This is a genomic window from Bacillus sp. Brlt_9, assembly GCF_051948935.1.
Taxonomy (GTDB): domain Bacteria; phylum Bacillota; class Bacilli; order Bacillales; family Bacillaceae_G; genus Bacillus_A.
Genome location: NZ_JAYJLO010000001.1, coordinates 934,490 through 956,321, shown reverse-complemented (window position 1 = coordinate 956,321; position 21,832 = coordinate 934,490). Strand labels below are relative to the sequence as shown.

21 protein-coding genes are annotated in these 21,832 nt (G+C 36.6%); 10 read left to right on the top strand and 11 right to left on the bottom strand.

Features of this window, described 5'->3' with window-relative positions; all coding sequences use genetic code 11:
• Nucleotides 1–9: 9 nt before the first annotated feature.
• Both narH and VF726_RS04940 read right to left on the bottom strand, forming a co-directional pair.
• Nucleotides 10–1,485 (bottom strand): nitrate reductase subunit beta, encoded by a 1,476-nt coding sequence (gene narH, locus VF726_RS04945; protein WP_440166313.1) that lies wholly within the window; start codon nt 1,483–1,485, stop codon nt 10–12.
• A complete protein-coding gene (locus tag VF726_RS04940; RefSeq protein WP_440166311.1) occupies nt 1,475–5,158 on the bottom strand; it encodes a nitrate reductase subunit alpha in 3,684 nt (1,227 codons plus the stop codon). The genes narH and VF726_RS04940 overlap by 11 nt, the downstream gene beginning before the upstream one ends.
• A 469-nt stretch (nt 5,159–5,627) precedes the next feature.
• Between VF726_RS04940 and VF726_RS04935 the strand changes: the two genes are divergently transcribed.
• The 3 genes from VF726_RS04935 to VF726_RS04925 are packed head-to-tail and all read left to right on the top strand — an operon-like array spanning nt 5,628 to nt 10,029.
• Nucleotides 5,628–6,590, top strand: a complete 963-nt coding sequence (locus VF726_RS04935) for an AAA family ATPase (protein WP_440166309.1) — start codon at nt 5,628–5,630, stop codon at nt 6,588–6,590.
• Complete coding sequence (locus VF726_RS04930) at nt 6,590–7,804, top strand: DUF58 domain-containing protein (RefSeq protein ID WP_440166307.1); 1,215 nt, start codon at nt 6,590–6,592, stop codon at nt 7,802–7,804. The genes VF726_RS04935 and VF726_RS04930 overlap by 1 nt, the downstream gene beginning before the upstream one ends.
• Nucleotides 7,801–10,029 carry a transglutaminase TgpA family protein gene (locus tag VF726_RS04925; RefSeq protein WP_440166305.1) on the top strand — a complete coding sequence of 743 codons (2,229 nt, stop codon included), beginning with the start codon at nt 7,801–7,803 and terminating at the stop codon, nt 10,027–10,029. Before VF726_RS04930 ends, VF726_RS04925 begins: the two co-directional genes overlap by 4 nt.
• An 83-nt stretch (nt 10,030–10,112) precedes the next feature.
• Here the strand turns inward: VF726_RS04925 and bsaA are convergent, their stop codons facing one another.
• Nucleotides 10,113–10,595: a glutathione peroxidase gene (gene bsaA, locus VF726_RS04920; RefSeq protein WP_440166303.1), complete on the bottom strand. Its 483-nt coding sequence runs from the start codon at nt 10,593–10,595 to the stop codon at nt 10,113–10,115.
• A gap of 224 nt (nt 10,596–10,819) precedes the next feature.
• Between bsaA and VF726_RS04915 the strand changes: the two genes are divergently transcribed.
• The 4 genes from VF726_RS04915 to VF726_RS04900 all read left to right on the top strand — a co-directional run bounded on the left by VF726_RS04915 (nt 10,820) and on the right by VF726_RS04900 (nt 13,013).
• The gene (locus tag VF726_RS04915) at nt 10,820–11,029 is read left to right on the top strand and encodes a DUF3925 family protein (RefSeq protein ID WP_368906024.1); all 210 of its coding nucleotides are present in this window, start codon (nt 10,820–10,822) and stop codon (nt 11,027–11,029) included.
• A 97-nt stretch (nt 11,030–11,126) separates the two neighbouring features.
• A complete protein-coding gene (locus tag VF726_RS04910; protein ID WP_440166301.1) occupies nt 11,127–12,098 on the top strand; it encodes an MBL fold metallo-hydrolase in 972 nt (323 codons plus the stop codon).
• Nucleotides 12,099–12,183: 85 nt separating this feature from the next.
• Nucleotides 12,184–12,618, top strand: coding sequence for a hypothetical protein (locus VF726_RS04905; protein ID WP_440166299.1), 435 nt, complete (start codon nt 12,184–12,186; stop codon nt 12,616–12,618).
• 149 nt (nt 12,619–12,767) lie between these two features.
• Nucleotides 12,768–13,013 carry a hypothetical protein gene (locus VF726_RS04900; protein ID WP_440166297.1) on the top strand — a complete coding sequence of 82 codons (246 nt, stop codon included), beginning with the start codon at nt 12,768–12,770 and terminating at the stop codon, nt 13,011–13,013.
• Nucleotides 13,014–13,067: 54 nt separating this feature from the next.
• Here VF726_RS04900 and VF726_RS04895 read toward each other — a convergent pair whose 3' ends face one another.
• Together VF726_RS04895 and VF726_RS04890 are read right to left on the bottom strand one after the other, a co-directional pair.
• Complete coding sequence (locus VF726_RS04895) at nt 13,068–13,748, bottom strand: DUF3600 domain-containing protein (protein ID WP_440166295.1); 681 nt, start codon at nt 13,746–13,748, stop codon at nt 13,068–13,070.
• Nucleotides 13,745–14,323, bottom strand: coding sequence for a sigma-70 family RNA polymerase sigma factor (locus tag VF726_RS04890; RefSeq protein ID WP_440166292.1), 579 nt, complete (start codon nt 14,321–14,323; stop codon nt 13,745–13,747). Before VF726_RS04890 ends, VF726_RS04895 begins: the two co-directional genes overlap by 4 nt.
• Before the next feature lie 208 nt (nt 14,324–14,531).
• On the opposite strand from VF726_RS04890, the gene VF726_RS04885 reads away from it, so the two are divergent.
• Together VF726_RS04885 and VF726_RS04880 are read left to right on the top strand one after the other, a co-directional pair.
• Complete coding sequence (locus VF726_RS04885) at nt 14,532–15,518, top strand: quinone oxidoreductase family protein (protein WP_440166289.1); 987 nt, start codon at nt 14,532–14,534, stop codon at nt 15,516–15,518.
• A gap of 29 nt (nt 15,519–15,547) precedes the next feature.
• Entirely contained in the window at nt 15,548–16,186 is a 639-nt protein-coding gene (locus VF726_RS04880) for a zinc dependent phospholipase C family protein (RefSeq protein WP_440166286.1), read from the top strand.
• Nucleotides 16,187–16,230: 44 nt separating this feature from the next.
• On the opposite strand, the gene VF726_RS04875 is transcribed toward VF726_RS04880, so the two are convergent.
• The 5 genes from VF726_RS04875 to VF726_RS04855 form a co-directional block, all read right to left on the bottom strand.
• On the bottom strand, nt 16,231–16,614 hold the full coding sequence (locus tag VF726_RS04875) for a VOC family protein (protein ID WP_440166285.1): 384 nt from the start codon (nt 16,612–16,614) through the stop codon (nt 16,231–16,233).
• Between the two features lie 125 nt (nt 16,615–16,739).
• Entirely contained in the window at nt 16,740–17,909 is a 1,170-nt protein-coding gene (locus VF726_RS04870; protein ID WP_440166283.1) for a DEAD/DEAH box helicase, read from the bottom strand.
• Between the two features lie 19 nt (nt 17,910–17,928).
• Nucleotides 17,929–18,456, bottom strand: a complete 528-nt coding sequence (locus VF726_RS04865) for a hypothetical protein (protein ID WP_141434954.1) — start codon at nt 18,454–18,456, stop codon at nt 17,929–17,931.
• Nucleotides 18,457–18,546: 90 nt separating this feature from the next.
• Nucleotides 18,547–20,235: a formate--tetrahydrofolate ligase gene (locus tag VF726_RS04860; protein WP_044792612.1), complete on the bottom strand. Its 1,689-nt coding sequence runs from the start codon at nt 20,233–20,235 to the stop codon at nt 18,547–18,549.
• A gap of 94 nt (nt 20,236–20,329) precedes the next feature.
• A complete protein-coding gene (locus VF726_RS04855; RefSeq protein ID WP_440166280.1) occupies nt 20,330–21,010 on the bottom strand; it encodes a class I SAM-dependent methyltransferase in 681 nt (226 codons plus the stop codon).
• Between the two features lie 204 nt (nt 21,011–21,214).
• Between VF726_RS04855 and VF726_RS04850 the strand changes: the two genes are divergently transcribed.
• Nucleotides 21,215–21,553 (top strand): hypothetical protein, encoded by a 339-nt coding sequence (locus tag VF726_RS04850; protein ID WP_001253201.1) that lies wholly within the window; start codon nt 21,215–21,217, stop codon nt 21,551–21,553.
• Nucleotides 21,554–21,582: 29 nt separating this feature from the next.
• On the opposite strand, the gene VF726_RS04845 is transcribed toward VF726_RS04850, so the two are convergent.
• The gene (locus VF726_RS04845; protein ID WP_000711202.1) at nt 21,583–21,795 is read right to left on the bottom strand and encodes a hypothetical protein; all 213 of its coding nucleotides are present in this window, start codon (nt 21,793–21,795) and stop codon (nt 21,583–21,585) included.
• Nucleotides 21,796–21,832: the final 37 nt, after the last annotated feature.

Below are 21,832 nucleotides of genomic sequence, written 5' to 3'. Positions count from 1 at the left end.
CCCCATTATTTAAGAAATTGTCGTGCAAGAACCTGGGCCACCTGCGAATGATAAACCACAACTTCCTTGTTCGTTATATAAATCTGCAACTTGTTCGCGGTGAGACGTTGGGATTACAAAGCGATCTTTATATTTCGCGATCGCAAGAAGACGATACATATCTTCTACATCCTGTTTCGTTAAACCGAGTTCTTTTAATACAGCTTCATTTGGTTCTTTATTAATTTGAAGTGCTCTCATATGCGTTCGCATAACAGCCATTTTTTTCAATGTTAGACGAATATGGGATTCATCTCCTGCAGTAAGTAAATTCGCTAAATATTGAATTGGAATACGCATATTATCAATTGCAGGGAAAATCTCTTCTGCTTGCCAGTTACTACCCTTCCCCTCCACCATATTCATAATCGGGCTAAGCGGCGGGATATACCAAACCATCGGCATAGTGCGATACTCTGGGTGAAGAGGTAGAGCGATTTTCCAATCGATAATCATTTTATAGATTGGTGACTGTTGTGCCGCTTTAATCCATTCTTCTGGAATACCTTGTTTTTTCGCTTCTGCTGCCACTTCTGGATCATTTGGATCTAAGAAAACAGTAAGCTGAGATTCGTATAAATCTTTTTCATCTTCAACAGAAGCCGCTCCTTTTACTTTGTCAGCGTTATATAGCATTACTCCAATATACCTGATACGTCCTACACATGTTTCCGAACAAATTGTTGGCATACCTGCTTCAATACGCGGGAAACACATTGTGCATTTTTCAGCTTTGTTCGTTTGCCAGTTAAAATACACTTTTTTATATGGACAAGATGATACACAGAATCTCCATGCACGACATGCGTTTTGATCGACAAGAACAATCCCATCTTCTTCACGTTTATACATCGCACCAGATGGACAAGATGATACGCAAGATGGATTCATACAATGTTCGCATATGCGTGGTAAATACATCATAAAGACATTTTCAAAATCCGTTTTAATTTCTTCTTCCATTTTCTTTACGTTCGGGTCTTGCAATCCTGTTATATGTCCGCCCGCTAAATCATCTTCCCAGTTTGGGCCCCATTCAATTTTATCGATAAATTCGCCTGTAATTGCTGATTTCGGACGAGCAACTGGCTGATGCTTACGCTGCGGACTATTTGTTAACGTTTCATAATCATAGTTCCAAGGTTCAAAGTAATCATCAATTGTTGGTTGATCTGGATTGTGGAAAATATTCATAAGACGCTTCATTTTTGAACCGGATTTCAGCTGAATTTCACCATTTTTCAATTCCCAGCCGCCTTTATATTTCTCCTGATCTTCCCATTGCTTCGGATAACCAATACCAGGTTTCGTTTCTACGTTATTGAAGTACATATATTCAGCACCTGGACGATTTGTCCAGGTGTTTTTGCACGTTACGCTACAAGTATGGCAGCCGATGCATTTATCTAGATTCATTACCATTCCGACTTGTGCTTTAATCTTCAAGCCAATCTACCTCCTTCAGTTTGCGAATTACAACGTTTAAGTCACGCTGGTTCCCAGTTGGACCGTAATAGTTAAATCCATAACTTAATTGACCGTATCCACCAATCATATGTGTCGGTTTCACATGAATTCGAGTTGGACTATTATGCGTTCCCCCGCGGTTACTTGTTAATTTCGTACCAGGTACGTTAATGTGACGATCTTGCGCATGGTGCATAAATGCCATTCCTCTCGGTATACGATGCGTTACAACGGCACGCGCTACAACAACACCGTTACGGTTAAAGCACTCGATCCAATCATTATCCGCAACGCCAGCTTCTTCAGCGTCCTCTTTATTCATCCAAACAGTTGGCCCCCCTCTAAACAGCGTTAACATCGGTAATGAATCGAAATACATACTATGAATCGACCACTTATTATGCGGTGTTAAATAGTTTAGTGTAATCTCTTTTCCTTCTACTTCAGGCCGTGATTTACGGAACGGTTTATGTTGCAGAATTGGTTTAAATGTTGCCATCGTTTCACCAAATTCTTTCATCATGTCATGATCTAAGTAGAAAGATTGTCGACCCGTTATCGTTCTCCAAGGGATGAGACGTTCCACATTTGTTGTAAATGGTGAATAACGGCGTCCACCTTTTTCAGAACCTGTGAAGGCTGGAGAAGTAATTACCGTTTTTGGCTGCGCTGTAATTTGTTCAAATGTGAAGCATTCTTCTTCACGTTCTTCTGCTAAATCACGCAGTTTTAAATCCGTTTGTTTTTCAAGTGCTTCCCATGCTTTTACAGCCATATGACCGTTTGTTGTAGAAGAAAGTGTTAATACCGCCTCAGCAGCATTAATTGCTTCTTTTATGTCTGGGCAACCTTTCGCAATAGAATCCGTCCGAACGACTCCTAATCGGCTCTTTAATTGCTCATATTCTTTTTCTGCAGACCAAGAAATTCCTTTCGTACCAATCGGTTGTTTTCCGGCATTTGGTCCTAGTGCAGTCATTTTGTCATAAATCGTTTTATAATCCCTTTCGACAACATGAATTTGCGGCATCGTTTTACCTGGGATTGGTTCACACTCGCCTTTGCTCCAATCTTTAATCTGACCAAGTGGTTGCGCTAATTCTTGCGGTGTATCGTGAAGAAGTGGTGTTGCAACGACTTCTTTCATTGGTTCAAGATCGATTTTCTTCGCTAAATCCGATACAGCTTTAGAAAGAGCGGTGAAAATATCCCAGTCAGAGCGTGCTTCCCACGGTGAACCGATTGCTGGGTTAAATGGATGCACAAATGGATGCATATCTGTACTACTCAAATCGTGCTTCTCATACCAAGTTGAAGCAGGTAAGACGATATCAGAATAAAGCGCCGTTCCAGCCATACGGAAATCTAAATTAATGAGTAAATCAAGCTTCCCTTCTGGCGCTTCTTCATGCCACTTAATTTCTTCTGGTCGTAATGAATCGCTATCGTCATTCATTAATCCATTCGTTGTACCTAATAAATGTTTTAAGAAATATTCGTGTCCTTTACCAGAACTTGAAATTAAGTTTGCACGCCATACGAATAAGTTACGCGGGAAGTTATTTTTATTATCAGGATCTTCAATCGCAAATTTCAGTTCTTTATTTTTTAGTTTTTGCGCAACGTATTTTCCTATTTCTTCTTGCGTTGTGGCACCAGCAGCAACCGCTTCTTTATATAATTCAATCCCATTTTTCTCGAATGTCGGATACGAAGGTAACCAGCCAAGTCGCGCCGCTAATACATTGTAATCACCGTGATGTTGATAACGAGAGTTGCCTTCCACTGGTGATGCTAAATGTCCCACTGGTGTATCTTCATAGCGCCATTGATCGGTTACGAAATAGAAGAAAGATGTACCGTTTTGTAATTTTGGTGGCCCTTGCCAATCTTTTGCCATTGCGATTGTTTGCCATCCTTCTGCTGGTCGTAATTTTTCTTGCCCAACGTAATGCGCCCAGCCACCGCCGTTTACACCTTGTGCTCCGACGAGAAGTACAAGATTTAAAACGGCGCGATAAATCGTATCAGAGTTAAACCAATGGTTAATACCAGCTCCGACAATAATCATTGAGCGACCGTTCGTATCAACAGCATTTTGTGCGAACTCACGAGCGATTTGAATGATTAGATCTCGTTTCACTCCCGTCATTTTCTCTTGCCATGCAGGTGTAAACGGCACGTCATCATTGAAGTCTTTCGGCTCTTGTCCACCAAGCCCTCGGTTCACACCGTAATTTGCTAACGTTAAGTCATATACAGTAGTAACGAACACTTCGCCCTCTTCTGTCATAACCTTTTTCACTGGAATTGTACGTTCTAATACTTTGTTTCCATCATCAGAGAAGTACGGAATTTGTACAGTTCCAACATAATCTTCCATTCCAAGTAAAGAAAGACGTGGATCAATCTTTTCGCCTGTTTCTTCATCTTCTAAACGTAAGTTCCATTTCTTTTCGTTATCCCAACGTGACCCCATTGTGCCGTGAGGTGTTGCAAAATCGTTCGTATTTTCATTCCAAAGTACAGGTTTCCATTCTCCTAACTTTGTTTCGCGTCCAATATCAGAAGCATTTAAGAATCGATCCGCAACGAATTGGTCTCCTTTTTGTTTCAATGTAACGAAGAAAGGAAAATCAGTATATTGCTTCGCATACTTTGTGAAGTATTCCACTTGATTATCTACGTAAAATTCTTGTAAGATCACATGCCCCATTGCCATCGCAAGTGCACCGTCTGTACCTTGTTTCACACTAATCCAATCATCTGCAAACTTTGTTGACTCAGCGAAATCAGGACTGACAGAAACGACTTTCGTTCCTTTATATCGAACCTCCGCTAAAAAGTGTGCATCTGGTGTTCTCGTCATCGGTACATTTGAACCCCATGTCATAATGTAACCAGAGTTATACCAGTCACTACTTTCTGGTACATCTGTTTGATCACCCCAAATTTGCGGAGAAGCTGGTGGTAAATCTGCGTACCAATCATAGAAACTAAGCATCGGTCCACCCATAAGTTGCATAAAGCGGCTGCCTGCAGCATGACTTAACATCGACATAGCTGGAATTGGTGAAAAGCCAACATTTCGGTCTGGACCGTATTTCATTACTGTATATAATAATGAAGCTGAAACGAGTTGTAACACTTCATCCCAATTCGCACGAACGAATCCCCCTTTACCACGTGCCTGCTTATACTTGCGTGCTTTTTCAGGGTTTTCCACAATGCTTTTCCAAGCATCTAATGGTGACTCATTATTTTGTAATTCCTCTTGCCACATACTCCAAAGAACACCACGTACATACGGATATTTCACACGAAGTGGACTATAAATGTACCAAGAAAAACTCGCTCCACGTGGACATCCTCGTGGTTCAAAGTCAGGCATATCTGGACCTGTTGTTGGATAGTTAAGCTCCTGTCCTTCCCAAGTTACAATTCCATCTTTCACATAAATGTTCCAACTACATGAACCAGTACAGTTCACACCATGTGTAGAACGAATTACTTTATCATGCTGCCAACGCTTTCTGTACACATTTTCCCATTCACGATCTTCATATGTTTCTTGTGTATGATTATCGTTATAACGATCTATTGGTGAAAAATATTTTAAACGTCTCATTAGTGCTGAAGGTTTCTTCTTCATACTGTTCACTCCTTTAATACGTCTCTCTTACATACCCTTACTATAAGAGAGGTTGTAAAATTCAGATGTGACATTTCGCACAGTTCAAGAGATTGTCAAAAATTTATTAGAGAATAAGTTTGTGAGAAGATTTTTTGTTTCATTGTGAAGATTTATCGTTAATCTTGACTATTAAGATAATATTATGTTGAGGTATCGACTATTTTGCAAAAGAAAAACGTAGGAGAAACTCCTACGTTTTTCTTTATAAATATATGAAACAGCCATTTGAATGCATTTATAAAACTACAAATCATTATTTACCATATTGCCCTAAGTTGCGGAAACAATTATACTAGATGTAATCAGAATAAATAATCTGAATATTCTTAGAATTGAAGATAAAATCTTTACTACCCGCAATTAGATGGATACATACTATTTTCCACTAAATAGATTGGAAAACGATACTAACATTAGGAGGATTACGATGCACCAGCTTGATTCATTACATCCCATTATAGAAAAAATAATCAACAATATTGAAAAATTAATGGTTGGAAAACGAAAAGAAACGATCTTAGCTTTGACAGCTCTCTTAGCTGAAGGTCATGTACTATTAGAAGATGTGCCTGGCGTTGGGAAAACAATGTTAGTACGCGCTCTTTCTAAATCCATTGATGCTGATTACAAACGAATTCAATTCACACCGGATTTACTACCGTCAGATGTAACAGGTGTTTCTATTTACAACCCGAAAGAGCTCCATTTCGAGTTCAAGCCTGGACCAATCATGGGGAATTTTATACTTGCTGATGAAATTAATCGTACATCTCCAAAAACACAATCTGCCTTACTTGAAAGTATGGAAGAAGGCAATATTACAATAGATGGCATAACAAGACCGTTACCAAAACCGTTCTTTGTAATGGCTACACAAAATCCGGTCGAATATGAAGGAACATATCCTTTACCAGAAGCACAGCTCGATCGTTTCTTATTGAAACTAAAAATGGGGTATCCTACACAAGAAGAAGAATTTGAAATTTTAAACAGGATGGAAAAAACGAATCCACTCTCCCATTTACAAGCTATTACAACAATAGAAGAATTACTTTATTTACAACAGAGCGTACGGGAAATAAGCATGGACAAAGCAATCAAGCATTACATTGTAAAGCTTGTTAGTCAGACTCGTTCTTATAGTTCTATACAACTTGGTGCAAGTCCGCGTGGCTCGATTGCTTTAATGAAAGCTTCACAAGCTTATGCTTTTATCCATGGTAGAAATTATGTTATTCCAGACGATGTTAAATTTTTAGCCCCTTACGTATTGGCTCACAGACTCATTCTAAAAATGGAGGCAAAATTTGAAGGAATAACAGGTGAACAAGTTATCGCAAAAATCGTTGCGCGAACTACCGTACCGACTCAAAGGAAGATGGACCTTTGATGAAACGGATACTACGAGCACTCTATCATTTTACTAAGTTATCACTCATTCCGTTATGCCTAGTCTTAACATTTGTATACGCTATGCTTCAAGGAGGATTTGTAAGTTGGTTTTTGTTTTACAGTATGATTCCTATTGGCCTTTATTCACTATTACTCCCCTTCTATGCTTTACGGAACGCCGAGGTAAAACGAATAACAAATCAAGACGAATATGTAGCAGGAGAACCATTTTTAAGCACCATTACAATAAAAAGAAAATTTCCTTTTCCCTTGCTTTATTTAATTATAGAAGATGTGCTACCATCACAATTCACAAATTGTAAACAAACGAAGATGAATAAAGTAATACTCTTTCCAGGATTGGAACGAAATATTTCATTTCAATATACAATTGACACAATCCCTAGAGGAGAGCACTCTTTTTCAATCGTACGTGTCAAAACTGGCGATCTATTCGGTATGATGGAGAAAGAAATAAATTTTTCAGTTCCAGATACATTTTTAGTCTATCCTCAGTATGTAGATATAACGTATCGACAAATGGAAAATCATTTCGAACAAGGGGCACTTTCAGCAAATATAAATTTAGTAAAAGACTCTACCATTTCTGTCGGTGTGAGAGACTATAAACCTGGTGACCGCTTTTCATGGATTGATTGGAAAGCAACTGCACGAACAAACAACATTATGACGAAAGAGTTTGAACAACAGCGTAGCCATAATATTATGATATTCATGGACAGAACCCCATCCCCTCTATTCGAATCAGTCGTCACATTTACTGCCTCTATTGTCAGATCTGTCTTGAAGCAAAATTCACCGGCGTCATTCGTATCTGTCGGAAAAGAACGAACTTTTTTCCCTTTAGACAATGGAGATAGTCAGTTGCATCAAATCTTTTGTCATTTAGCGAAAGTACAAGCAGATAGTGTATTCCCGCTCTCCCGGAGTGTAGAAATGGAATTAAGAAAAATTTATGAGCCCGTCACGATTATACTCGTGACAAGCGATCTTTCTCCCGATATTCAAAAGGCGGCTGACTTTGCTGCTATAAAAAATAGAAAATTAATGGTATTTGTCGTGAAAGAAAAAGCAAATCAACTCTCACATCGAGAACTCAGTATTCTAGAAACTCTACAAAAAAGAAAAATATTTGTAAATGTGGTTTATGGAAATCGGTATACAAACGTGTTTTTTGAGGTGAGCAAATGATAACATTACAGGCAAAAAAACAATTGGATATGACTAGATTTTTCATGCATGCATGCGCATTTCTACTTTTACTAGAATGGCTAAGGCCTCTTATAGGTATTACAAACGTAGGTAGATTAGATATTTTTGTAATATTTATAGGGATTTGCTTCACTCTCTCTTTTTTTCAAACAAGATGGCAGATTCCTATAAAGATTGTCACAATTTTATTCATCATTCATTTCCTATATTATAAAAATGCTTTTATAAATCCATCTTGGTTAACGAAATTTTTCACTGATATTTCTCGTAATTCCTCCTTGTTATTTCAAGGGAATTTGCTAGATATTTCTCCAGTTTTTCCAACACTTTTATTTTTTTTATCATTTTGGTTTTTGAGTGCTTTCATCTCTTTTTGGATGATTCATAAAAAACGTGGGTTGTTATTTCTTATATTGACTGTTATTTATATCACTGTTTTTCATAACCTGCATTTATATAATGCTAACTACGCTATTATTCGTACTGTTGTTATTGGCTTTTTTATGCTTAGTCTTCTTCGCATAGAACGAATAAAAGAGATGGAACGCTTACAAAATTATGCTAGAAAAATCTCAAAATTACTTAGACCTCTTACAGTATTTATTGTATTGTCAGCAACCATCGCATACTTCGCTCCAAAATTTGGTCCTCAATGGCCAAACCCAATGGATTTTTTAAAATTTAACACATCAGAAGCAAGTAAAAAGCAAGAAGTTTCTAAAATTGGGTATGGTTTAGATGACTCGAGATTAGGTGGTCCTTTTAAGGCTGATCCTACAATTGTATTCACAGCACAAACACAAAACAAACAATATTGGAGAGTCGAAACGAAAGATTTTTATACGGGAAAAGGCTGGGAAGTTTCTGAAAATCAAAAAAAGGTTTCTTTTAAAAGTAAAAATGACGTCGTGAGCTGGTACGAACAAAATACAAAAACAGAGGCAACTAAGGCAACAATTACCATGCAAAAAAATTATCCTCACCTTACCTATCCAGCAGGATTAGTATCTATCGAGGCTTCATCTAATGTATCATACAGCGTTGACCCCTTTTCAGAAAAAATCTATACGATGGACGGAGATTCTTCTACTACTTTACATTCATATAAAGTAACATATGAGGTCCCGGAATTTTCCATAGAAAACTTGAAAGCTGTAAAAACGAATGAAGGTCAAGAAACAAATCCTTATTTCATGACAAAGTACACGCAACTTCCAGAATCATTACCGCAGCGAGTAAGAGACTTAGCTGTTAATCTAACAAATGATAAAAACAACCGATATGATAAAGTATTAGCTATTGAAAATTACTTCACCGACCATTCTTTCGTATATGAAACAATGAATGTGTTGTTCCCTGCCAAAAACCAAGATTATGTTGATCAATTTCTTTTCGATACAAAAAGCGGCTACTGTAATAATTTCTCGACCTCTATGATCGTGTTACTTCGTTCTGCCGGGATTCCTGCTCGTTGGGTAAAAGGTTATACAGAAGGAACACTTGATAATACGCTTGTGGGTGCAGAAGGTGAGGATGTTTATAAAATCGCGAACGATAACGCACACTCTTGGGTCGAAGTATATTTCCCTGGATACGGATGGATTCCATTCGAACCAACAAAAGGATTTACGAACCCCTATACTTTTACAAATAATACTCCTGCTCCTACTTTACAAAATAACGAAGCATATAATTCTAATAACAAACCAATACAACAACGAAACAATGAAGCAAAGCTCAAAAATTTAATAGAAGATACAGAAAAAACTTCTACTAAAAAGATTCCAAATTCTAAAAATGGATTTTCTTGGTGGTACGTATTCCTCTCTACGATACTGATTAGTATTATAGGATACATTCTCTTCACCACTAGAATGAAATGGATTACATTTTTTATTATTCTTAGCTATAAATTTCGAAAAGACGATGCCGTTTATACAAAAGCTTACGATGCACTTTTAAAACAATTTGTGAGAATTGGTATACGACGAGGAGAAAGTCAAACATTCCGAGAATACGCTCTCCATATCGATACACTTTACAACTCAGCCGATATGCAACAACTTACTTTCAGTTATGAGAATGCTATGTATCAAAAGGGACAGGCCGCATCCGAATGGAAGAAATCCGTACACTTATGGGAAGTGCTTATGAAAAAAGCTGCTTCTCCGCCTAAATCAAATGACTTCCATTCAGCGATTTAATATTGATAATGTGAATGTAAATAAAATACCTCAAAGAACAAAGTAGTTCTTTGAGGTATTTTTTAATAAAGTGAAACTTCTAGTTATTCCCCAAGTACCTTTTCAATCTCAATCTCTAAATCCACCGGCTTCGTCTGCGGCGCAAAACGTCCTACTACTTTCCCGTCTTTTCCAATTAAAAACTTCGTAAAGTTCCATTTTACTGCTTTCATACCGAGTAAACCTGGTGCTTGTTCTGTCATGTATGTATACAGAGGATGAGCCTTATCACCTTTCACATCAATCTTTGCAAACATCGGGAAGGTTACACCGAAGTTTAACTCACAAAAACTAGTAATATCCGCTTCTGTACCTGGTTCTTGTCCTCCAAATTGGTTACAAGGGAAACCGAGTATTTCTAATCCTTGATCTTTATACTTATCATATACTTCTTGTAACCCTTTATATTGCGGTGTAAAACCACACTTGCTAGCTACATTTACAATAAGAAGTGCTTTTCCTTCGTAATCTTTTAACGATTTATCTTCTCCTGTTATCGTTTTAGCTGAAAAATCATAAACTGTCATTGTCCTTGCCCCTCTCTTCACTATCATTCTATGTTTATACTATACTACATCCGTAAATATACAGCTCTTATTACGTACTTACACGCTAAAATGATAGCGCTTTATTTCTGTTCGGAAATTCGACACAAACTACTAGACTTTTATGATGGAAAGTTTTACAATTGAATTGTGAACAAAATGTGACAGTTTATATTCCATTATAAAAGAAAAGGATGGTGTTCATTATGAAAACTGCACAACATGAAATGATTTCAAATCGCGAGTTTTATTTCGTACTATATATGATGTTATTGTATGTGATTGGCTGGGTAATCGATGTAAATGGTTTATTCTTAAGCTCCTACTTTAATTTAGCAGGAGAAATTATGCTTCCAATCGTTGGTGGCATAGTTGGACTGTTCGTTATGTCTATCAATAAAGAACAAGCAAAATAACAATGCTTTAAAAAGGCAGAAGACGAAACTTTCGTTTTCTGCCTTTTTCCTATTTTAGCGTATAATAGAAACATACAGTAAATAAGGAGTGGTTAATATGAAAAAAGTAGAGCAATTATCTTCTCACCTATATCTGATTGATGATTTCGATTTACAACATAATGAACGAACTGGTACGTACGTTTTATTAGGTGACGATATTACTTTAATTGAAACTTGTGCAGCCCCTTCTCTTCCGTATATTTTAGACGGCTTACAACAATTACATATTGATTTAAACGATGTAAAAAATATTATCGTTACACATGTTCATTTAGATCACGCCGGTGCTGCTGGTTTAATGATGGAAAAATGTCCAAATGCTACTTTATATGTGCATTCTCGCGGTGCTCGTCATATGATTAATCCTACAAAACTCATTTTAGGTGCAAAAGCTGTGTACAAAGAAGATTTCGATAAACTGTTTAATCCAATTCTTCCTATAGAAGAAGAACGTGTTCGTATTGTACAACATGGTGATACGTTAAAGATTGCAGAAGACCGCATCCTTACATTTTACGATACACCGGGACATGCTAAGCACCATATTAGCATTCACGATTCATTAACAAACGGCATTTTTACTGGCGATACAATTGGCATTTATTATAGAGAACTCGCAGACATTGGTGTAGAACTATATTTACCATCAACGTCCCCTTCACAATTCCAGCCAGATGCGATGATTGCTTCTAAAAATCATATTCAAAGTATGAATGTAGATAGTATTTATTTCGGTCATTACGGTGCATCATCCAATGTTACAGAAGTATATAACCAGCTTGAACATTGGCTACCTATTTTCGTTCATACTGGTAAAGAAATCTTTGAAAAGTATAATGATTTCGCTGAAGCGACTAAAGCTTTACAAACTGTATTAATGGATAAGATCTCTTCTCGCCTTACAAAGTTAAACGTTCCATCAAATCATTCCGTTTATAACATTTTACATCTAGATATAGAAATTAGTGCGATGGGCATTATAGATTATTTCACGAAGCAAGAAAAAGCAAAATCCACTATTAACTAACCGTAAAAGAAGAGATATACAACAGTAGTTATTGTATATCTCTTTTTTCTTTGAATATATTTTTAATAAAGGATGGTGGAATGCAATGCAAAAAGTGATGCTATACCTCTGCTTTACATTATTTATCGTCTTATTATTATTCGTCGGAGTGAAAATTCAATTTTATTTAGATACAGATGCGCAGGCAAACTTTAACGTTTATCCAAGATTATTCTACTTTACACTCTTTCCTCTTATAGTTGGCATTTTATTACGATTCCTTCAATCTATTAATCGGGAAACGAGTAAACAAATCTGGCGCTTTCAACCGGATAAATTTATTGCTATTACGTTGCCTACGCTATTTATTTCCTTCTCTCCAGCTCTACTCTTTTCACCAGTTGGTGCGTACCTACCTTATTTAGCTAATATTATTCTTATCAATACAACTTTTGTTACGATAATTAGTTTAATAGCTGGTTATTCCCTTTTAGATTGTTTTATACAAAAAGATTCTGCAACTATGAAAAAATATAATTGATGACCAATTTTTAAGTGTTGCTGATTAGGACATTTTGTTTATAAGTGCGCTATTATTTGTAAAAATCGCCATAAATGAAAAGGGGAATTCTGTTAAAATAAAGTTGGTCGTATATTATGTCAAATGCACTTTAACCAAGGAGACTTATTATGTATAAATTAGGGGCTTTCTCTTTTCTAACGGTTATCGCAAGTATATTTTCTTTCTTTATCCTTAGAGGACCTAATGCGAATTTAACGCTAATTATTGTGACTCTAAGTATACTTTCATTACTCGGCATTATTTTTGCGACAGCTTCAAAGAATTGGTTATTCGGAATAGTTGGTACAGTATTAAATGGAATAATACTAGTAGTTGCATATTTCCTATTGCTAGCAAAAGGCATAGGTGGTTAATATAATTACGTTTCAATAAAGAAAGCTCAAAGCTAAAGCTATGAGCTTTCTTACTTATCTTACCTTTTCGTCTACATACTCCATAAACTGCTCCGCTTTAATAAACCTTTCTTTGTACGCCTCAGGTATTTCTTCTACTTTTATTGCACCAGTTGATTTTGTCTTCACTCGTACGATTTCATGTGTCATTAAAGCTTCCATATAGCGATCAAACTCTTCTTGCGTTAATACTTCTTTACTTGATTTATGACCATTTAATTTATCAAAGTATGGTTGAAGGCCCATACTTACCTTTTTCATTTCTTCTCTTTTTTCTGGTGATAATGCATCATAATCAATATTACCGTTCGAATCTCCGTACGCAAGCTTTGCATTCGTTAATTTCTTTAGTTCTTTTGTAAACACTTCATATTCTTTCGTACCCATTTCATCTTTCGCTTCTGATAACTTTGCACTAAAACGCATGTACGCCTCTAATGTCATCGTTCCAGCATGTTTTTTTAAATTCTCAAAAGATCCGTATATACCATCTGCCATGATAGATTGATAAGCAAAACCAGTCGTAGGGATTAAAAATGCTGCTGCAAGCACTCCTGCGATAAGGCGTTTCTTCACCTTACTTCCCCCGCGCTTCATTTTTATTTGAACGATTACTTTTTCTTTTAACTCCGGCGGGGCTACAACCCCCTTCGCTTCTTCTCGTATAGATTCTCTAACTCTACAATCTAAACTCATTTTACATTCCCTACCTCTCCTAAAAAGATTTCTTCTACTTGCTCTTTTTGACGTAGTTTCTTTAATGCCGCATGAATTCTAGATTTCACAGTACCAAGTGGAATATGTAATATTTGTGCTACTTCTTCTTGTGAGTAGTCGTGTAAGTATCTTAAAATAATTACTTGTTTCAATTTATACGGTAATTTATGAATGAGTTCGACTAGTTTTTGGTTTGATATTTTACTTACAACATCGTTTGAAAAATCAATTTGCACTGGTTTTCTTTGCTCTTCTGCTTTTTTTATAATTCGTAGTCGCATCCACCTCTTTCTTCTATAAGAATGAATTTGTTTAATCGCAAGTCCAATTAACCAAGGACGAAATGGCTTCTCGCTATCATACTTACGAAGCGATTCGTATAGCTGTATGTATATTTCTTGAACAACATCATCTACATCCGTTTTATCATCTATTAAGAAATGCGCGGTTTTATATACTTCTTGAATCGTTTTATCATACAATTCGCTATACGCTTCTTTATTGCCCGATAAAGTTAATTGGATTAAATCCATATACACTGTTTCATCCCTCATATACCACCCCTCCTTTGTCTTACACTATATATTGGCAAGTAATTGATATTTCGTTCGATTTTTTCAAAAAAGTTTTTCATATAAATTAATATAATAATTCAATGAGCTCATAAGCTTCACTTATAACCTTGCATAACAATTATATAATTTTCCAATTCCTAATGAAGATTTAAAATGATTTATATAGTCAAATTTAGGAGGATATATGATGAAAGCTATCGTTATAACGTCGTTCGGTGGTCCTGAAGTGATGAAATATACAGATGTAGATATGCCGGCTATTTCAGACAATCAAGTTTTAATTCGTGTTGTTGCTACTAGTGTAAATTTCGCTGATATTAAATCTCGGTATGGTAAAAAAGGAAATAAAGCATTTCCCTTTATTCCAGGGATAGATGCTACTGGTATTGTAGAACGTGTAGGTTCTCAAGTTTCGAATATTCATCCGGGACAGCGTGTCATCGCTTTTCCTCAAAATGGATCTTACGCTGAATATGTTGTTGCAAATGAAAATCTTACTTTCATATTACCTGATGAAGTTGACTTTCAAACCGCAGCTGCTTGTCCTATCGTATCTTTTACAAGCTATAATTTACTCGCAAATGTTGCAAGGCTTCAACGAGGTGAATCTGTACTCATTCATGCGGCTGCTGGCGGAATTGGCACTACAGCTATTCAACTTGCAAAACTATTAGGGGCTGGACAAGTTATTGGTACTGTTGGAAGTGCTGAAAAAAGAAAAATCGCTTTAGATGCTGGAGCTGATTATGTAATTTGTCATCAAGATGAAGATTTTGTAAAGAAAGTCAATGAGCTGACAAACGACGAAGGAGTGAACATCATTTTGGACTCTATTTCTGGAACTGTTTCGGAAAGCAGTTTAAAATGTCTTGCTTATTATGGCCGCCTCGTTCATTTCGGTAATGCTAGCGGCGAAATTGGTAATTTTCAAACGAAAGATTTACACGCAAGTTGCCGCTCTATACTCGGCTTTAGCTTTGGTACTACACGAAAAAAACGACCTGAACTACTCCAAGAAACTGCATATGAAGTTTTCCGTTATTTGCGTGACGGACGTTTGCAAATCAAAGCTACGAAATCTTTTCCACTCCAAGATGCAGGGAAAGCACATGAATGGGTCGAAAGTAGAAAAAGTACAGGGAAAGTAATACTAACTGTTCAGTCCTCTTCCTGAAATGAATACTTGAAACCGAGGTGTCATTCATGGGATCACGAATTATGCATGCTATTATCGCTAACGGTATTGCCGAAAAACTATGTATCCAAGATAAAACTTCTTTCATACTTGGAGGTGTAGCCCCTGATGCGGTTCATTCAAAAGATGAAAAAGGAACTTCTCACTTTTACGCAGGCACAACAAAAAACTATACGAGAAGGATAGATTTCAATTCTTTTTTTCAAAAATATAAAGCTCAAATGGATTACCCTTTTCTCTTAGGCTATTACACTCACCTCATTGCCGATGATAATTGGCTAAGTGGCTTTTTTCTACCTTGGCTAAAAAATAGAATAGAAAATGACGAAACGATCGCACCTATGTACTATAACGATTTTAAATTGTTAAATGCAAAGTTGCTTCATCATTACGACAAAGAACAACAGCTCTTCTCTCTTCTCAATCAAAAGGCTCACATTATGGATATTGAAGAGGTTTCTAAAGAGAATGTTTTAGCTTTTCGAAAGTACCTTTTTGAAGATATGTTGTATCCAAAGCAACATTTACATGAAGACTTACAGGTGTTTACGTTTAATCAAATTGTCGGTTACATTGAAACTGCTATTGAAAAAGGCACATTTTTTATTAAACAGCTCTCTCATGAAAAATCCACTTCAAACATGTAATCCCCCTCAATATATTTGAGGGGGATTTTCACATAGCAATATTATTATTGGTTCTTTTCCATAACCGCAAAATAATTCCCTTCCCTATCAGCAAAGTTAAACACTTTACCAGACGGCATAGTTACCATTTCACCAACAGTAACATTTTTATTTTTTAAATCTGTATATAATTGATCCAGATTTTCTGAGAAGAACATTAAAGACGGTGTACCAAGATTCAATTCTGGACTCATTTTGGAAATAACTTCTTTATTATGTAGTATAATGCTCGTTTCTGCACCGCTAGTTGGAGCGATTTCAATCCATATCATTCCTTGCTTATTATCTTCCTCAGCTACTACATGAAACCCTACCTTTTCCGTCCAAAAATTTACTGCCTCATCTTGATTATTTACATATAACATAATTTGTCCGACTTTATGGATCATTTTATTTCCCCCTAATGGTTTTTATATTCTATGTAGGTTTCTACAAGTGCTTTTATTAATCCTTTTTCATTCAATTACAAATAAAAAAGGCGTAACTACAAATAGTTACGCCTTCCCCCTATTATTTATCTAGGCTTTTTCTTCCCAGTAAACGCTGGTTTCTTTTTCTTAGGTGCTGGTGGCTTCGTTTCTACAAATGATCCTTTGAACATTTCTTGCTTCGTAAATACGATACCTAGTTTTTTCGCAAATTGTAGTAATTTGCGCTCTTCTTGTGGAGTTACAAGAGATACGACAGTTCCTTCTTTACCCATACGTCCAGTACGTCCTGAGCGATGAATATATTGGTCTACTGTGTCTGGTAATTCTAAGTGAATTACATGTGTTAAATCATCAATATCAATACCGCGTGCTGCAATATCAGTAGCAAGTAGTATTTCTAATTTCCCCCCGCGGAAAGCACGCATCGTTGCTTCACGTTCTTGCTTACTCGCTTCTGCATGAAGGGCTGCTGCTTTCATTTTACGGAATTTCAATTTCTGAGTAATTTCATCTAAACGGAATGGGTCATTTAAGAAAGCAACTGCTTTTACATCGCCCATATGCATAATTCTTCTTACGTAATCATTTTTTTCGCGTCGCTCACAAATGATATACGTATGCTCAACTAAGCTTTTTGACTCAGCACGTGTTACACGTACTACTTGTGGTTCCACCGCTAAATCACGTGCTGCATCTTCTGCTGCTTTTGTCATTGTCGCTGAGAAGAATACTAATTGACGGTCGCGCATCGTTGATTTAATTACATCTTGTACAGCACCCATCATTTTTTGTTTTACAATTTGATCGAACTCATCAAATACAATTGTTTTCACTTCATGCATTTTTAGCTTTTTCATACGAATTAATTCTAAAATACGTCCTGGTGAACCGACAATTACTCTCGGGTGTTTCTTTAATTTTTCAACTTGGCGCTTAATATCTGCACCACCAATTAAAGATGCACCTGAAATTTCAGTTCCTGCTGTAAACTTTTGAACCTCTTCATGAATTTGCATTACAAGTTCACGTGTCGGCGCTAAAACAACAACTTGTGGCTGTTTTACTTCAGGATTAATTTTATGTAAAAGGGGTAATAAGTACGCTAATGTTTTTCCTGTTCCAGTTGGAGATTCAGCTATAACGTCTTGTCCTTCTAAAATAGTTGGAATCGCTTGTTTTTGAATTTCAGTTAATTCTTTAAAACCAGCCTTCTCCCAAGCTTGTTGTAAAAATGGTTGCATATCTTTTATCATTTGTTTTTCTCCTTTATCTCTATTTTTGAAGAAAATGTTGTATTGTTCGCACCGTTTCTATCATGTGTGAAATAACAGCTATTAAATCATCAACATGGTCTTCTGTAATCGCTTTTTGAAATAGAACCTCTACCTTATTATGATATGAAATCGCTTGCTTATTATATTCGTATGAAAGTTTTTGCGTAATCATTCTTTCTTTTCCCCATATAGAATGCATAAAAGTTTCAATTTCTTCGCACACTACTTCTGGTTTTTCTATCGGGAATGAAAATGCTAACTTCATTTCACAACCTGGTGTAAACTGTGGTACTTCTAATATTTCACCAGACAAGTTCTTTGCATCCACAGATAGTGAAAATGTTGCTTCTACTAACGGTTCGAATGGTTCTGTTAATTGAAATGAAATATGATATATACGACTTAATGAAGCAAGGTCCATCATATCCTTTCGATCTGTTACAAGAATGTCTCCGTGTAAATCAAAATCATAAACAGCACCTTCTACGATTACTTTTAAATTATCAAAAGCAGTTGGATCAAACATAATTTCCTCCAAAAAACAGGCGCCTTTCGATGGAAAGGCGCCACTTGATGTATATATAGTTTACAGATAAACGAGATGAATTACAACCTTTTAGAATAAACCTACTGCTTTTCCATCTTCATTTACATCCATTTGTAGTGCTGCTGGTTGTTTCGGAAGGCCTGGCATTGTTAACATTGTTCCTGTTAACGCAACGATAAACCCTGCACCAATAGATGGTTTTAGCTCACGAATTGTAACGATAAAGTCAGATGGCCGACCTAATTTCGTTGCATCGTCAGAAAGAGAGTATTGTGTTTTAGCCATACAAACTGGCAGGTTACTCCAACCTTCTCCTTCATATTGAGCTAATTGCTTACGCGCTTTCGGAGCAAATTCAATATCTTTTGCACCGTACACTTTTTGAGCAATTGTACGAATTTTCTCTTCTAATGGTAATTCTAACTCATAAAGTGGTGCGTAGTTGTTTTCGCCTTTTTCAATTTCTTTTAACACTTTTTCAGCAAGGTCAACTCCACCTTGGCCACCTTTCTCCCAAACTTCCGTTAAGGATACTGCATAGCCACGCTCATTACACCATTCTTGTAAGTAAGCAACTTCTGCATCTGTATCTGTAATAAATTTATTAATTGCAATTACGAAAGGCACACCGAAGCTTTGAATTGTTTCAACGTGCTTCTGTAAGTTTTCCATACCTTTTGCTAATGCGTCTACATTTTCTTCTTTTAATTGATCTTTTGCTACGCCACCATGCATTTTAAGCGCACGAATCGTCGCAACAATAACAACTGCTTCTGGTTTAATGCCAGCTGCACGAGCTTTAATATCTAAAAACTTCTCAGCACCTAAATCTGCACCAAATCCAGCTTCTGTAATAACATAATCACCTAATTTTGCTGCCATTGTTGTAGCGATAACACTGTTACAACCGTGAGCGATATTCGCAAATGGTCCGCCGTGAATGATAGCTGGTGTATTTTCTAACGTTTGTACTAAGTTTGGTTTTAATGCGTCTTTTAATAATAATGTTAACGCACCTTCTACCCCTAAATCTTTAACCGTTACAGGTTGATTTGCAAAGTTATAAGCAACTACGATGCGAGATAGACGCGCTTTTAAATCTTGAATATCTGTCGCAAGGCAGAACACGGCCATAATTTCAGATGCTACTGTAATATCGAAACCGTCTTCACGTGGTACACCTTGAACTGGTCCACCAAGACCAATTACTACGTTACGTAGGGCACGATCATTTAAGTCAACACAGCGTTTCCAAACGATTTTACGTGTATCAATTCCAAGTGTGTTTCCTTGTTGGATATGATTATCAATAAACGCCGCTAACGCGTTATTAGCAGTTGTGATCGCATGAATATCTCCAGTAAAGTGAAGGTTAATGTCTTCCATAGGTACAACCTGTGAAAAACCACCACCTGCTGCTCCCCCTTTTAGTCCCATCGTTGGTCCAAGAGATGGTTCGCGAAGTGCAATTACTGTTTTCTTACCAATTTTATTAAAAGCTTGACCTAAACCAACAGTTACTGTTGATTTACCTTCTCCAGCTGGAGTTGGGTTAATCGCTGTTACTAAAACAACTTTACCGTCTTTCTCATTCTGTAAGCGCTTAAAAATATCAAGAGATAACTTACCTTTATAGTGCCCGTATGGCTCTAATTCATCTTCTAAAATATTTAATTCAGCTGCAATTTCTTGAATCTTCTTCATACTCGCTTCTTGTGCGATTTCAATGTCGGATTTAACTGTTGTAGTAGTTGTCATATACCCTAGTCCCCCTTTAATTGGTTCTGATGATATTGTATCAGTTTTTTGTATTTTCTGCACTTATTTACCTCCTAAAAATTCTTTCATTTCTTTATACGTTTTTTAACATAAATACCCATAAGAATGTTAACGATTGTTGTAACTCTGTAGGGAGTTGACCTAGCATCTTCTCATTTACTCCGCGCTTATATACACCGATTCCATCTACAACTTCAAAACCTTGTTCTTTCGCTAACTGTTCAAATTCCCAGGGCATCATCGTATTACAAACAACGTCTTTGCCGTATAAACGAGGATAACTGTTCTCGCGCGGCTTTGCTGTTGGTCCTAAAATTGCAATACATGCATATCCATCTCTTTGTAAAACGCGCTTAATCTCATTTAATGCTCGTAATGGCTCCTCGGTCCATTCTAAAGAATTAATTGCCATAATTGCTTCAAATTGTTCATTTTCAAATGGTAAGGAAGAAAGATCTCCTTTTATAAAAGATAAATTCGCTCCTTCCCCACGCTCCTTCCCTTTTTGAATCATCACTTCTGATAAATCTACACCAACTGCTTTATAGCCCGCGTGACTTAATTTATATGTACCGTATCCATCACCACAACCAACATCGAGCACTTGAGCTTCTTTTTCCACGTACTGCTCAAAAAATGGAATAATTGTACTCCTACTCCCGCTATCCCACATCTCCTGACTATTTTGAGTCCAAAATTCTGCACTACTATCCCACTTTTTCTCCGCTGATTCATGCCAATTAAATTTCGTCATGCATTCCCCTACCTTCACGTTTTATCACTCATTTCATTCTACATCATTTTCCAAAATTCCTGTTTATCTTCATTAGGAGATGTACATGCTAACGATAGAATCTTTATTCTCCAATTTTTGCTTTACTTGGGTTTAACTCATACTCATGTTCTTCCCTTTATGAAAGATACTATAGGTACACCCAATTGAAAGAGAGGGATGTACATGCGAAGAAAGAGAAATCATCATTTTAAAAGTGGTGAAAAAAATGAAGAGTATGCAGCGGAAATATCACCAGCTGGCATACCAATTAGACATAAACGTAAAGAAATTGCAAATGAAATAGAAGGTACAAATACCGGTGCAATGGTAGGCTATGTCGCTTTATTTCTTTCGCTTTTCTCAATTGCATTTTATCCTGTTACACTCGGTTCTCTTGCAATTTTAGTTGGCCTATTAGCTGTCAATTTTGGAGCAAGAACACTTGGATATACAGCAATTGGTTTTGGTAGTTTTTCTGTTTTATTTACTTTACTTTATCCGCTTGCTTTGTCAGCGTTTTAAAAAAACACACCAAGTTATACTTGGTGTGTTCATTCGTGATACAACATAATATGACCGCATCCACAACAATGCTTCGCTGTAATTTCTTGAAACACTGGATAATTTTCTTCATCCCGATGCTCGATAAACACCTTTTCAAATCGATACATATTTGGTGCATACGCCCAATCTTGTTTTGTACGTGCGTATAATGTAGAAGAGAAAAACTCCTCACCACCACAAACAATACATTCCTTCTTCATCAATACCCCTCCTATGCTTGTCTTACTTCATCTATAT